Source organism: Paenisporosarcina sp. P5_A11, assembly GCF_056400705.1.
The window spans coordinates 25,515-40,388 of the sequence record NZ_JBFUKT010000004.1; the positions used below are offsets into that span (position 1 = coordinate 25,515).

A 14,874-nucleotide genomic window follows, 5' to 3' on the forward strand; every position below is an offset into this window, starting at 1 on the left:
AGGTCCATTTTGTTTTTAAGTGATTAAAACGAGTGAAAAAGTCAACTTGGTTGAAAAGGTCTTCTAGTTGGTCGAAAATCCGCCAAAGGTGGTTGAAAAGACATTCTAATTGGATGAATCGCATTCAAAGTCGATTTTCGCTATTCTCATTAGTTTTCACATGCAAAGTTATCTTTATCTCTGTCCATTTTGACCTGATAGGCGGGGTGGTTGCTTGCAACTCCGTTTGGATACTTAGTGCGCAGATGCGTACAATTATCGAACCATTCTGTCGTCTCTGTTGAAACTTCTGACGAACGCTCAGATCCAGCTTCCGAGCTTGCATCAGAAGATCTTTCTGAAGAAGCAGTTGGCGTATTCGCAAATCCTGAATCTGTAGCATAGTCTTCAACTGCCCAAAAGCCTAATTTTTTCGACTTAGCAACTTGCTGTGCTTCTTCGTAAGGTGTTAAATGGCGAGTATTTGGAGGATACACATAAGCAACACGTGCTAACCCATCGCGTATCAACGCTTCTTGAACACTTTTACCGTCGACATACACATATGCCAACAAACGTCCGTATTTATCACGTTTTTCACCAACATCAAATTCTAGTGTTAAGTTCCCACTATTCACAAGGGCACGATTGCGTTCCTTGGCTTCAGACCCAAAAGGTTGTTTCCCAAGACGTGGATGATTTGTTTCAGGTGTATCTATTAATAAATAACGAACCGGTTCATTGACACCGTTATACATCACGCGAATGGTATCTCCGTCAGTGATTGAAACAAGCGTCACCGGAATTTGATCTGTGGTTCCTTCTTTCGGAACAGTCTTGGTAGGGGCTGAGGTCGTCACTTTTTTTTCCTTCGCGACTTCGTTCTCGTCTTCAACAGTTTCTTCTTTTACGGCATCATCGGAGCGAGTTTCTAGAGCTTCCGTCTCTTTTACAACTGGCTCATACTTTTCATCTTCACTACTTGATAAAGTAGTTCCGCAACCTGAAAAGATAAGGATGCTTCCAATAATCAATAACGCTACTATTTTACGAAAATTAAAGTTCACTTCCAAAATCCTCCTTAATACTTACTTTCCTAGTATAACAATTAGGTCAACTGGTTAAACACTAATATTCTCGCTTGAAAAACAACCCAATCAAAAAACCTCCTCATTATTTCCGAGGAGGTCCATTTGATTTTATTGGTTAGTTTTTAGATGAAACGACTAAAAACCTAACGATGTGTTCTGTATGGTTATACCAATAATGTGTTTTGCGAGCATCGAATAAAATGGATTGCTGTTCATTTAATTGCACTGGCTTTCCATCGATTTCCACGGTTAATAAACCTTCCACAACAAATAAAAATTCGTGTCCACCATGAGAAAAAGCATTTCCTTCATTTTCTCCGGGTTGGAGCGTTACCAAAATCGGAGAGAAGCTGGCATCTTGAACTCCGTGAGATAGATCTTTATAAAAAAAGCGTTCTTGGCGAATGCTCAAATCGTCTTGGACATCATCTTTTGCAAAAAAAACACTTGGATTTACACTTAAAGCATCCGCTATTTTTTTTAGCGACTCTAATGTGACGCTCGATTTACCTCTCTCAACTTGTGATAAAAAACTGATAGACACCCCAGTTTCCGCTGCCAAATCTTTTAATGTTAATTTCCGCTCTTTGCGAAGACTTTTTAATGTAATACCCACTAAACCTTGCGACATAAAAAATTCCTCGCTTCATCATGACATGTACCTTATATCTTACAACAATCAAATTACGAACTTCAATGATATATATATTCACGACAATGTATTGACAGAAAATTTTTAACTGTCTAAAATGAATCCATAAGTAATTAAAGTGACACTTCAATTTTGTTCGAAACACAAGGGGGATTTTTGATGAATAAAAAACAAACTCGTCGAGTCTTAATTGCAAGTTTAGTAGGTAGTTCAATTGAGTGGTTTGACTATTTCTTGTACGGAACAGTTGCCGCACTCGTCTTTAACCAACTATTCTTTGTCACTGAGGATCCGACTGTCGGACTATTATTAGCATATGCATCATTTGCTTTAGCCTTTTTCATCCGACCATTTGGCGGAATCATTTTCAGTCATATCGGTGACCGTATTGGCCGCAAAAAAACACTCGTCGTAACATTAAGTTTAATGGGTGTGGCTACGTTTGGAATGGGTTTGTTACCAACATATCAAGCAATTGGGATATGGGCACCGATCTTGTTGATTACACTTCGCTTAGTTCAAGGATTAGGAATTGGCGGTGAGTGGGGAGGGGCACTACTACTAGCCGTTGAATACGCACCTCCTGAAAAACGAGGACTATATGGTAGTATTCCTCAAATGGGTGTCACGATTGGGATGTTCATGGGAACAATCGCTTTATGGTTGATGACCATGCTACCAGAAGAATCATTTATGACGTGGGGATGGCGTGTACCATTTATTTTAAGCGCGCTATTGGTTATTTTTGGTTTATGGATTCGTAAAGGGATCGACGAAACTCCTGAATTCAAAAAAGTGCAAGAATCTGGAGAAGTTCCGAAGCTACCAATTGTTGATACACTTAAATACCATTGGCGCGAAGTGTTAATTGCCATTGGGGCAAAAGTGGTTGAAACAGCACCCTTTTATATTTTCAGTACATTCGTTGTTTCGTATGCTACGACCAATTTAGAGTTTACTAGAACCTCTACATTGACAGCTGTTATGATAGCTACAGTTGTGACGACGATTTTAATTCCTGTAATGGGGAACTTATCGGATAAAGTAGGACGTAAAAGATTATTTGTTGCAGGTACTGTAGCTATGGCACTTTTTGCATTCCCATATTTTTGGTTATTGCAACAAGGTTCAGTTGCTTTGCTCATTATTGCAACAGTGATTGGTTTAGGAATTATTTGGGCGCCAATCACTGCAGTTCTTGGAACTATGTTCTCTGAAATCTTTGATGCGAAAATTCGTTACACAGGCATTTCACTAGGATATCAAATCGGTGCCGCAGTAGCGGGTGGTACAGCACCACTTGTCGCCACTGCATTACTAGTTCGTTTTGATAACTCGTATATACCAGTAGCTATATACATTATCTTTACAGCAGTTATTTCCCTAGTGTCCATTTGGGCAGTAAAAGATCGCAGTCAAAAACAAGTAGAAAAAAGCGTTATAGTAAAAGAGAGCCGTGCGTAAGCGGCTCTTTTTCTCATACTATGTCCATCTTTAAACGCTTTCGTATTTTCTTATAGGAGGAATGGCCATGCTCGTTATAAATGAAAAACAAATTCAGCAATTATATAAAATGACCGATGCTATTCAAGACATCACTGCGATGTTGAAGGCAAAAGAGGCAGGGAAAATAAATAATCCACATCGTACCGTTTTCGATTTCCCTGCATACGAAGCTTCGGCTTTATATATGCCGAGTGCGGATTTAGTTTCCGAAGTATCTGCGGTAAAAGTTGTAACGATTTTCCCGGATAATCCTGCGAATGGAAAACCAACCACACAAGGCGTGGTGTTATTGTCTGATGCCACGAATGGGGAGCACCTCGCGATGATCAACGCATCGTATTTAACTAGATTGCGTACAGGTGCACTTAGCGGCATAGCGACAGGCTATTTAGCGAAGGAAAATAGTCGCATACTAAGTGTAATTGGTACAGGTGCTATGGCCTTTGAACAAGTACTCGGTGTGCTAGCGGTTCGTGACATCGAAAAAATTATTCTGGTGAACCGTACAGTAGAGAAAGCCGAAGCGTTCGGAGAGAAATTACGTGTCCACGGTGTAGAAATACCTTTTGAAGTAGAAACGGATGTCTCAAAAGCAGTGCAACAAGCAGATATAATTTGTTGTGCTACACGTTCAAATGAACCAGTTTTCAATGGCTCTGACGTACGACCAGGCACTCATATTAATGGGGTCGGTTCTTATTTACCCCATATGCGAGAAGTGGATGAAACTACTGTTTTAAGTTCAGACAAAATTGTCGTAGATGACTTAGCCGGAGTTAAAGATGAAGCGGGTGAGCTTATGCATGCTGCCAATAGTGGCAAGTGGTCGTTTGATGGTCTCCATGCACAAATCGGAGAACTAGTTGTCGGAAAGAAATCAGGAAGACAAGCTCAAGAAGAAATCACTTTCTTCAAATCAGTTGGAGCCGCCTATTTTGATCTGGCAGTATCAAAAGGCGTCTATGCGAAAGCGAAAGAAGCGGGTGTAGGAATAGAAGTGGAAGTATAATAGAAAGTTTTATATAAAGGTGATTACTTCTCTGTAACTAGAGAGTATCGCCTTTTTTGTTTGATAATGTCGTTTTTGAATAAGCTGATTATGATTTAGGAAAGATATATAAATTTTAAACTATAAAAGTCTACTCTCATTCGTAAAGATGATATAACACTGGCAATTTCTTGATTAACATATGCATAATAACATTCCACTCGAAACAAGTATCAGACTCCTTAAAGTTGTAAACCATAACTACGAAGGAGGTGTGATATTATGGCTCAAGATGTTCGATGTGAAGTAAATAACTGCAATTATTGGGGCGATGGAAACAAATGCCGTGCTAGTGCCATTTATGTAGTCAGTCATAAGGGAAGAAAAGCATCCAATAGTGAAGAAACGGATTGTAAAACATTTGTAGTAAAAGCTTAATTTTTGAGGGTAACCAGAAATTTGGTTACCCTTAATTACTGATAATGGCTACCATTTCATTCAAGAAAATATAAAGACTTCGAACCAACATAATGGGAGGAGAAACATATAAAGCATGTAAATAAAAACTGACTCATTCGGTCGTTTTAACAAACGAATGAGTCAGTCTGGTTATCTATTGCAAACCGGTAATATTTCTTATACATTATCAATTTGTGTGGATAGTATTTCGTCCATTTCTCTTTGTTTCATAGAGAGCTCGATCAGCATAATTCATTAAATCATGTATGGATACGTCAGAAGTTGGCCGGAAACTGGCCATCCCAATGCTAATGGTAAGAAAGGGCCCAATGGATGAATGAACATGTGGAATGTTGAGTGCTTCAATGTTCGACCGAAGTGTTTCCGCTAATTGGAATGTGCTCTTTTCATCTCGATCACGTAGAATCACTGAAAACTCTTCGCCACCATATCTTGCAACAAAATGACCAGATTGCTCTATTTCTTGTTGTAATGACTTCGCTACTTCTTGTAAACAATTATCACCTTGTTGATGTCCATAAGCATCGTTGTACAATTTAAAATAATCAATGTCTATCATCAGGAGTGAAATAGATTGGTTATTGCTTAACGCAAGTTCCCATTCTTGTTGTAACTTTTCATCATAAGAGCGGCGATTAGGGATGCCAGTCAATCCATCTAATTTAGAGATTTCGTGTAACATTTCATTCGCTTCAACCAGTTGCCTTTCAATCTCTTTTTTCTCGGTAATATCATGAATAACCCCCATAATTGCAGGTTTCCCATTGTATTCAATAAGGGTAGCACCCACATTCGCAATGACCACTTTCCCATCAAACCGAATCAAACGGAGCTCACTATTTTTGATTAAAAGACTTTCATTTTTAAATCCTAATGCCATGTTAAATACGGCAGTTCGTCGATCGTCTGGGTGTAGGAAATCAAAAACTGTTTTTCCTATTAAATCGTCAATACTCTTCGCACCAATAAATTCAACTACCTTATGGTTAATAAATTCAATTTGATGACGACTGTGAACAAAAATCACTTCTGGCGAAAGATCAATTAGACTGCGATACCTATGTTCACTTTCAATCAACTTTCTTTCGGCTACTTTTTCTTTTGTAATATCATAAGCCATACCGATCACGCCTGTAATCTTCTCATTTATAATAATAGGCGAAATATTTATATTTAATCTAACTTTATTGCCATCTCTTGTCTTAATTTCAGTCTCAAATGTCAAAGATTCACCGTTAAGAGTCCTCTTAAAATACGAAATTGTATCCTCGACAAAGTTTTTGGAAATTAAGGGAGCAAAGGACGTTCCTACGAGTTTTTCTCTTGTGTATCCAGTAACCAATTCCGTAGCATCGTTAACTTGTGTGAAAACCCCTCTAGTATCCAACAAATATGAAGGGCTTTGGTTATGTTGAAATAATGATTTATACAGCTGTTCATTTTCGAGTATTTTAATTTCCATCTGTTTGCGATTTGTAATATCAAATAGCGTCCCCGAAGTACCAATGATTTCTCCTTGTGTATCAAATGTAAGTCTCGCAAACATCTCAATCCATTTGGTTGTCCCACTTTCCGTCACGTAACGGACTTCGCATTTGTATTCATCGTTGCGTTCATGGATGAGAGAGTCAAACCATTCATTAAGGCGGTTTTGCTCATCAGAGTGGACAAATTTTAAAAATGATTGACCCAAAGATTCTTCTGCACAATAACCAGTTATTTCTGTCCAAGACTTGTTTAAAAAAGTCCAATTTCCCATTACATCCGTTTGGAAAATAACTTCTTTCACATTTTCAATAACTGACTGATACTGTTCAAGCAGTCGTTTATAGTTCTCTTTCGAACCAAAAGTTCTTTTTTCATCATCTTTACGATCTGTTATATCTCGAAAGTTCCATAAATGCCCTAAACTCCTTTGATTTGGTGATGTGATTGGGATAAAATCACGTTCAATAACCCGACCGTCTCCAAGCAGAACTTCTTCATTTAAAACAGTTTCTTTGGTGTTTACTAGTTCATAATACCGGTCGATTAATAATTTCTCGGCATGTAAACCTACTAGATTTTCTTTTTTTGGAATATGAAATAGGTCATAAAATTTTTCATTAACAATTTCTATACGACGATCTGGCGTTTCAACAATTACCCCAGAATTTAAATGTGAAATGAAAGTGGAGAGTCTAATTTTTGTGTTTTCAAGTTCTACAAATACCTTGATGCTCCAAAAAATATATTTGGCTACATAAAAAGCAAAAACACTCCCAAATAAAGAGAAAGCCCAATAGATCTGGGAAATTTCAGCAAATTGCTTCCCGCTATCTGAAAGAAACGTCAGATTTACATAATAAGTGACGTAAATAAGGATTGTGCTCATCAAAGTGAGTAATAACATCTTACTTTCTTTTCTAAAAGATAATCTCGAGAAAAAACCCGTAACAATTCCAATTAATAATATAAAGAAAGAAGACGACAATGAAAATTCGTTAATCCCACCAACAAATAAGCGCATGATTGCAATTAGAATGGACGACAAAATAGCTGCAGGGAAACCAAAAAAAGTTCCAGCAATGATGATCGGAATATGTCTGAAGTCTATGATGACTTGTTCATTAAGATCAATACCAAAGTAGATAAGAATAATTCCTAAAAAACCAAGTAAAAGCCCAGCAATGATTTGTATTTTACTGTTTGAGAAATTGCTAGAGGCATTTCTTCTTGAAAAGAATCTAACCAACTGCCCTATAATAAAAAGATACGAAATTAGTAATGATATATGTAATGCTAAATCTTTCATCAAGTGGCTTGTTCCTACTTTCATCAATGTGAATAACTACTTAATTTCATGGTAAAAAATAGAAAATTATAATGATTATTTTACATCAAGTAGGGAGTATATTCTAGTGCATATTAAAAGGAGGAATAGGACTTTTTGAGGGTAGTTATTTTGTTCAATAAGCATGGAACTTAAAAAAGATGACTCCGGAACAATACCGAAGTCATCTAATCGCAACATGAATTTTAAGGTGCATTTTTATTAAACTGTCCGTTAATAAGGGCTCAGTTCACAACAGGGTTAAATCGTCTCTCTTTTTGTTCGAAGTGATATGAAAACGCCCATGACAATGATGAATGCACCGACAAGTTGAAGAGTTTGGATGGTATGTGCGAGTATGAAGAAACCAAAAACCATAGCTACAAACGGTTCAAGATTCAATAAAAGTGCTGCTTTTGAAGCACCGACTTTATGAATGGAGTTATTCCACATATAGGTGCAAAGTCCATGCATAACAATGGCAGTAACAATAAGTAATATCCAATAAGAAAAAGGAACGGACCATACACGATGAGTATCTTCCCAAGGGACAAATGGAAGTAATCCTATCAATCCGAATACATTGCTATACCAAGTGATGGTTACGGGATGAATAGTTTTAGATAAATGTTGAACAAAAATCAAAAAAACAGAAAATGATAGCATCGTCAATCCAATTAATAATTCACCTTTTCCAATACTAGGTACAAGAAATGAACCCTTTGTGATTACTAACCAAACACCTAACAGAGCCACGAGAGATCCTCCCCAAAATCGGAATGTTTTTCTTTCTTTAAACCAATAAGAAGAAATCAAAGAAGTGACGATTGGGGATAGGGCAAGGATCAATGAAGCAGTAACAGGTTCGGTAAATTGGAGACTTGCGTAAAAACTCCATTGGTTCAAGGAAACACCAATTAAACCTGCAATCGCTAACCAAAAGTAGTTGTGTAAAGTTAATTTCTTAGTTTTATTGATTCTAAATGTCATGAAAAATAAGAATATCAATATAAACATTAATCGAAAAAATGCAATTAAACTAGGGTCAAAAACTTTAACCAAAATAGAACCAAAGACAAAATTGCTACCCCAAGCAACGACACAAAATAAAAGGATTATATAAGTGACCCATTGTTTATTCATAACGTATATAATTCCTACCCTTCAGTGGGATGAAAAATGAAAAAGAGAAAGAGAGGGGGACTCTTTCCCTTTTTCATTTTAAAATAATACGGGTGTCATGATAATAATTCACCCATTACCATAATTAAGCGGTTATTCGGTTTTCTGGCAACGACTTCTGCTGAAGATGCAGCATCAAAAAATACGAAACTTGCATCGTCTTGAATATTTGGCCAGACCTTTTGCCCGTCATCATTTAAAGCAACAATTCCACCAGTAACCCATTTAAGTGAATTTCTAAGTGATTTTTCATCAATCTTGCGTGTCAGTTCACAAAAACGAGTAGCTTTTTCCAGTACATCTCCAGTTCCATATGGGCTCCAAGAATCATAAAAACCATCGCAACCAAAATGAACTTTTACACCATGTGCATCTAAAAGATCGATAGGTGGAATAATTCTACCGAGATTAATAGGAATAGTAGACATAATGGCAACATCTTGTTCAGCAAGGCGGGTTGCCACTAACTCTTGCTGAGAAACTGGAATATCACCTAAGCAGAAGGAATGACTTAAAGCAGTTCGCCCTTTATAGTTGGCATCTTCGACGATGTCGATCCATTTATCTGCTGTATAATATCCCACGAAACCACCATCATGGAGGTGAATATCTACATCTGCATTAAATTCTGTTGCAATATCCATCGTTACAAATAATGATTTTTCAATTGCGTTATCTATTCCTGCTGGATCCAGTCCTCCGACCATGGTCGCTCCGCTTCTCATTGCTTCCCGCATGAGTGAGGGAACAGATTCACGTAAAAGTCCATGTTGTGGAAAAGCAATTATATCAGCAGTCACTTTGCCTTTAAACGACTCAAGCGCTGCCGTTACGCCTTCTAAATTTTTCAGCCCAATATAAGGGTCGATGTTCACATGTGTTCGAATATGAGTTGAACCTTTTTCGAGAAGAGTCTCTACCATTTTCGTTGCTCTTTGTTGAGCAGTGTCAGAAAGAGAAGTTAACTCAGCGGCCTCAAAGGCTAATCTTTCTTTTAAATTTGAAACAGGTATACAAGCTTTCCAATCCAGTGTCATATAGGTTTTATCTAAATGATTATGCATTTCTTTAAACGTAGGTACCGCCAATTTTTGTTTCATATCAATAACTTCTTGTCCAACAGGAATTTTTTCATTCCCTCTTAATTGTTCAACAATCTTACCATTTTCGATTTTAAGGTGAAAAAGTGCAGTTTCAGTTGCTACTGTTCCATTGTCTAACATTCTTTCACCAGTCTCTAACTTCACATTAGAAAGCCATTTTACCTTACTCATTTTGTTCCCTCCTTCATTAGAACATCCTCATTTTTATAGACAAGGCTCCCTTTAGAAATAACATGCGTAATAGGGCGTTGTCTTGCAATTGCTTGAGCAGAGCAGACCGCATCAAGAAGAAGAACATTTGCGAGATCCCCTTTCTGAGGCCATACTCTTTCACCAGTATCACTAAGAGGCATAATTCCTCCCGATGCATATTTCCAACAACGATTTAATGAATACTCATCTATAAATTTGAATCTTTGAGCTAACATACTTAATTTTTCAACTGTATCCCCAGTGCCAAAGGGGGACCAGTGATCAGTCAAGCTGTCATGACCAAGTGAAACAGGTACTCCATTTTCATGTAAATATGGGATTGGAATAGTTGGCCGATTAATTGGTACAGTTGAGGTAACATCAATCTTAGCTTCGTTAAGTGCAGCTACGAGCTCATCTAGTTCCTTACCTTGTAAATCTCCTAAAGCTATAGCATGACTAATGGTAACTTGTCCTACTTTGTTAGCTTGTTTTGTTAGGTCTGCTAATTTATAAAATTCAAAAGCGCCTAAAGAGTTTGGATCATGGATATGCATGTCTATGCCTTTTCCAGATTCCACTGCAATATCCATCGTTAGGTTTAAGGAACGATCGATATCACGGTCAATTACAGAGGGATCAAGTCCACCAACTAATGTTGCGCCCATTCGCATTGCTTCACGTATTAAAGGTTCAACGTTTGAGCGTAATAAGCCGTGTTGTGGAAAAGCAACAATCTCGTATGTAACTTGATCATCAAACTGATTGAAAGCTTCTTGAGTGATTTCTATATGTTTCGTTCCAATTTGAGGATCTACATTGCAGTGAGAACGAATATGAGTGTGACCTTGAGAAATTAACCATTTAATCATAGTTTCAGCTCGTTCTTGAGCAAAAGGAAGTTGGGCGGGTARTAATATTTGTTCTTCTTCAATCCTTGTAAGGATGCCATTTGTGATAGGTTTACAGGCTTTCCAAGGGCCACCAAAATAAGTTTTATCGACATGAATGTGCATCTCTCTAAAAGCAGGCATTAACAGTTTCCCATTAGCCTCTAACACTTCACAGTCTAAAAACTGAATATCTTTTCCAACTTCAGTAATTTTCCCATCTTGTATTAATACATCAAATAATTCTGTTTCAGTATGGACTGCACGTGAATTTTCATAAGTAAAACCAGTTTCGAGTAATGCATTTTTAATAAGAAGAGACTTCATTTAATTTGACCTCCCAATTGGATGATAGAGACTGTAAAAAACAGTCTCTTATCCTAATTATTTTACTGTTACTTCATTCAAAATCAGGTAATTTGACGCGTCTAACGAAAAGTTTTCAACATTATTATTGTAAACTGCTAAATGTTCATAGTTTCTTATTGGAACATAAACGGCATCATCCATTTCGATTTGCATCGATTGTTCGTAAATTTCTAATCGTTTATTGGCATCAGTTTCAACTCGGCCTTGTTCAATTAGTTTGTCGACAGCAGGGTTTTGGTAATAGAAATGGTTTCCGGGAGAACCAATAGAATTAGAGTGGAACAAATTATACTGATTGTAGTCGCCATCACCTGTAGCATTACCCCAACCACCTATAAACATTTGATGCTCTCCACTATCTACTTGTTCGATATATGAACCATATTCCATAACTTGAATTTCTACATCAACACCCACACCTTTTAGCTGGGATTGAATAACTTCAGCCATATTAATGCGTTCTTTTCGGTCGCTCGTTAACAGTTTGATTTTAATACCGTTTTCTAATCCAGCTTCTTTCAGTAATGCTTTAGCTTTATTGACATCATATGGATAGGCTTTCACATCTTTGCTGTAACCAAAAACTTTTGGGCTCATCGCTACATTTGCCAGTGTTCCAATGTCGTTGTAAACACCTTTAATAATAGCTTCTCTTTCGATTGCATAACTAACTGCTTGACGCACTAGAACATTGTCAAAAGGTGCTTTTGTGGTGTTGAAGCCTACATATTCAACAGCCAATCCGTCCGTTCTGAAAAGGTTTAGAGTATCCGAATTTTCGATTCTATCAATTTCTGTTACAGGAACCTGATCAGAAATGTGTGCTTCACCGCTTTCAATCATTGCAAGGCGCGTAGCATCTTCAGGAATAACTTTAAATTCAACGCTATCAATTTTAACTTTTTCGCCCCAATATTCTTCGTTTTTATTTAAAGTAATTTGTTGTCCGGATTTCCAAGAATCAAAAATGAAAGGTCCTGTTCCTACTGGATGCGTAGCTAATTCATCAGGTGTTTCTTTAATTGATTTTGGACTAATAATACTACCTTCATTACTAGCTAGTATGGAAAGCAATGGAGCATAAGGCTCGGACAATTTAATCGTCAAATGTGTATCGTCTTTAGCGATTACTTCTGAAATCATACCTAGTTTATCTTTTTGTGGTGACCCGGTTGCAGGATCTAACAATCTTTCGAGCGTTATTTTTACAGCTTCTGCATTAAAAGGTGTTCCATCATGGAATACGATGCCCTCTTGTAAAGTGAATTCCCATGTTAACTCGTCTGTTTGTTCCCATTCCTTTGCTAGACGTGGTGTAATCTTCATATCTTTGTCAAAAGAAACGAGCGTTTCATACACTTTGCCATGAACGATATTAGCTGAAGGAATATCCGTTATGAAATGAGGATCAAGACCAGTTGCATCTGATAGACGAACAATTTTTAGAATCCCGCCATTTTCAGAATTACTAGCTGAGTTATTGTCGTCCTTGTTGTCTTTTTCTTCTGATGAACCAGTAGAACACGCTTGCATCAGAAGCATCAATATTGATAGTAATGAAATAAATTGAATCCATCGAACCTTCTTCATTAACTTTTCCCTCCAACAATTTATTTGTACTTCTAAATTGAATTATAAAGAAAAGAAAAAGAACATATTTACACGATATTGACTTGTTTTTTAAATTTTTTGACTACTCTCTCTATTTGTATTTACATTCCTTCTCTTTTTATCTATCTTGAAATTACCTTATAAACGAAAAGGATAAAACGAGGAGGATTAATAAATGACTGTTAACACATCTATAGTAGAAACAGCAGATTTGATGCTAGCAAGAAGGCAAGTTCGTAGAGAGAAACGAAAATCTTTCTATACAAGTATCGGTCAAAACAAGGCAGCTGTTGTAGGCGGTATCATCATACTTCTATACATATCAATGACATTATTAGCTCCTGTACTAGCTCCTTATGATCCTTATACCATTAATTTGCAAGAGAAATTACAATCTCCATCGTTTGCACATTGGATGGGTACAGACGACAAAGGACGCGACATTCTTAGTCGAATTCTTTACGGCTCACGCTTATCGTTGGGCGTTGGTTTTTCTTCTGTATTTTTCGGAGCATTTTTTGGAATTCTTCTTGGTTTAATCGCGGGATATTACGGTAAATGGGTGGACACAATCATTAGCAGAAGTTTAGATGTCATGCTAGCATTCCCTGGAATTCTATTAGCATTAGCAATTATTAGTGCACTGGGTCCTAGTTTAATAAATGTAACAATTGCTGTAGGGGTATTCTCTATTCCTTTATTTGCAAGAATTGTACGAGGGTCAACGATGGAAGTTAAGCAATTAGAATATATTGATGCAATTAGAACATTAGGAGCTAATGATTTCATTATTATATTTCGTCATATTTTCCCTAATATATTGTCGCCCATTATTGTACAAGGTTCTATGAGACTGGCGACAGCCATTCTATCAGCAGCAGGATTATCCTTTTTAGGTTTAGGTGCGCAGCCCCCATCGCCTGAATGGGGAGCAATGTTATCTAGTGGACGTGACTTTATATTTAGCGCACCTTATATGGCGATTTTCCCTGGTATCATGATTTCAATATTAGTATTAGGTTTTAACTTGTTTGGGGACGGTTTGCGTGATGCTTTAGATCCAAGAATGAAAAAATAAAAGGAGGAATACTCATGATCTTTTTTATATTAAAGCGTTTAATGCAAATTGTTCCGGTCATCTTGGGTGTTACCTTAGTGGTATTTCTCATTATGCAAATGGTTCCAGGAGATTCAGCTGTTATTTTAGCTGGAGAAGGGGCATCTAAAGAAACAGTTGAGGAATTGAGAGAAGACTTAGGATTAAATAAACCACTCCATGAACAGTATTTTTCGTATATTGGAAATATTTTTCAAGGTGATTTAGGTCATTCATTAAAAAATAATCAGCCTGTATTGGAAGAGATTATGATTCGTTTACCCATAACCATGGAACTGGCTTTTTTCAGTATTCTTATTACGGTAGTTCTAGGGTTGATAGCTGGTATTATCTCAGCAGTGAAACCGTATTCATTCTCTGATATCGGAGTTATGCTCGTAGCGCTGTTAGGTATATCTCTTCCAAGTTTCTGGTTAGGTTTATTACTTATGTATATATTCTCTATTAAGTTGCAGTGGCTCCCTGTTGCAGGGTGGGATAGCATGGCTCATATCGTTTTACCTGCTATTACACTTGGGGCAGGAGGAGCAGCTATTGTTGCACGTATGACTCGATCAAGTATGTTAGAAGTTGTTGGGCAAGACTATATTCGTACAGCACGGGCAAAGGGACTTAAAGAACACGTAATTATTTACAAACATGCTCTAAGAAATGCATTAATCCCCGTCATTACGGTTGTAGGTCTACAGTTTGGGAGCTTACTTGGAGGAACTGTATTAGTAGAATCCGTATTTGCTATTAATGGACTAGGGAGAATGATTGTTGATTCAATTCGAACGAGAGACATTCCAATGGTACAAGGTGGCGTTTTGGTAGCCTCTCTAGTTTTTGTCTTCGTGAATCTACTAGTTGATACTTTGTACAGAGTTTTCAATAAACGAATCGATTTAAACTAGGAGGTA

12 protein-coding genes are annotated in these 14,874 nt (G+C 37.2%); 5 read left to right on the forward strand and 7 right to left on the reverse strand.

Annotation, left to right across the window (positions count from 1 at the left end):
• Positions 1 to 149 precede the first annotated feature (149 nt).
• On the reverse strand, positions 150 to 1,046 hold the full coding sequence (locus AC1DOS_RS02475; protein ID WP_477536271.1) for a thermonuclease family protein: 897 nt from the start codon (positions 1,044 to 1,046) through the stop codon (positions 150 to 152).
• A gap of 139 nt (positions 1,047 to 1,185) precedes the next feature.
• A complete protein-coding gene (locus AC1DOS_RS02480; RefSeq protein ID WP_108587716.1) occupies positions 1,186 to 1,701 on the reverse strand; it encodes a helix-turn-helix domain-containing protein in 516 nt (171 codons plus the stop codon).
• Positions 1,702 to 1,881: 180 nt separating this feature from the next.
• On the opposite strand from AC1DOS_RS02480, the gene AC1DOS_RS02485 reads away from it, so the two are divergent.
• The 3 genes from AC1DOS_RS02485 to AC1DOS_RS02495 all read left to right on the forward strand — a co-directional run bounded on the left by AC1DOS_RS02485 (position 1,882) and on the right by AC1DOS_RS02495 (position 4,654).
• The gene (locus AC1DOS_RS02485) at positions 1,882 to 3,186 is read left to right on the forward strand and encodes an MFS transporter (RefSeq protein WP_108587715.1); all 1,305 of its coding nucleotides are present in this window, start codon (positions 1,882 to 1,884) and stop codon (positions 3,184 to 3,186) included.
• A 67-nt stretch (positions 3,187 to 3,253) separates the two neighbouring features.
• Positions 3,254 to 4,237, forward strand: a complete 984-nt coding sequence (locus AC1DOS_RS02490; protein WP_477536272.1) for an ornithine cyclodeaminase family protein — start codon at positions 3,254 to 3,256, stop codon at positions 4,235 to 4,237.
• Between the two features lie 261 nt (positions 4,238 to 4,498).
• Positions 4,499 to 4,654, forward strand: coding sequence for a DUF1540 domain-containing protein (locus tag AC1DOS_RS02495; RefSeq protein WP_477536273.1), 156 nt, complete (start codon positions 4,499 to 4,501; stop codon positions 4,652 to 4,654).
• A 208-nt stretch (positions 4,655 to 4,862) separates the two neighbouring features.
• Here AC1DOS_RS02495 and AC1DOS_RS02500 read toward each other — a convergent pair whose 3' ends face one another.
• The 5 genes from AC1DOS_RS02500 to AC1DOS_RS02520 form a co-directional block, all read right to left on the reverse strand.
• Positions 4,863 to 7,514, reverse strand: a complete 2,652-nt coding sequence (locus AC1DOS_RS02500; RefSeq protein ID WP_477536289.1) for a PAS domain S-box protein — start codon at positions 7,512 to 7,514, stop codon at positions 4,863 to 4,865.
• A gap of 255 nt (positions 7,515 to 7,769) precedes the next feature.
• Positions 7,770 to 8,651: a DMT family transporter gene (locus AC1DOS_RS02505; protein WP_477536274.1), complete on the reverse strand. Its 882-nt coding sequence runs from the start codon at positions 8,649 to 8,651 to the stop codon at positions 7,770 to 7,772.
• A 95-nt stretch (positions 8,652 to 8,746) separates the two neighbouring features.
• Complete coding sequence (locus AC1DOS_RS02510; RefSeq protein ID WP_477536275.1) at positions 8,747 to 9,964, reverse strand: amidohydrolase; 1,218 nt, start codon at positions 9,962 to 9,964, stop codon at positions 8,747 to 8,749.
• Entirely contained in the window at positions 9,961 to 11,202 is a 1,242-nt protein-coding gene (locus tag AC1DOS_RS02515) for an amidohydrolase family protein (RefSeq protein WP_477536276.1), read from the reverse strand. Before AC1DOS_RS02515 ends, AC1DOS_RS02510 begins: the two co-directional genes overlap by 4 nt.
• Positions 11,203 to 11,259: 57 nt before the next feature.
• Positions 11,260 to 12,834 carry a glutathione ABC transporter substrate-binding protein gene (locus tag AC1DOS_RS02520; RefSeq protein ID WP_477536277.1) on the reverse strand — a complete coding sequence of 525 codons (1,575 nt, stop codon included), beginning with the start codon at positions 12,832 to 12,834 and terminating at the stop codon, positions 11,260 to 11,262.
• Between the two features lie 235 nt (positions 12,835 to 13,069).
• Between AC1DOS_RS02520 and AC1DOS_RS02525 the strand changes: the two genes are divergently transcribed.
• Positions 13,070 to 13,933 carry an ABC transporter permease gene (locus AC1DOS_RS02525; protein ID WP_477536290.1) on the forward strand — a complete coding sequence of 288 codons (864 nt, stop codon included), beginning with the start codon at positions 13,070 to 13,072 and terminating at the stop codon, positions 13,931 to 13,933.
• A 14-nt stretch (positions 13,934 to 13,947) separates the two neighbouring features.
• On the forward strand, positions 13,948 to 14,868 hold the full coding sequence (gene nikB, locus AC1DOS_RS02530; RefSeq protein WP_477536278.1) for a nickel ABC transporter permease: 921 nt from the start codon (positions 13,948 to 13,950) through the stop codon (positions 14,866 to 14,868).
• Positions 14,869 to 14,874: the final 6 nt, after the last annotated feature.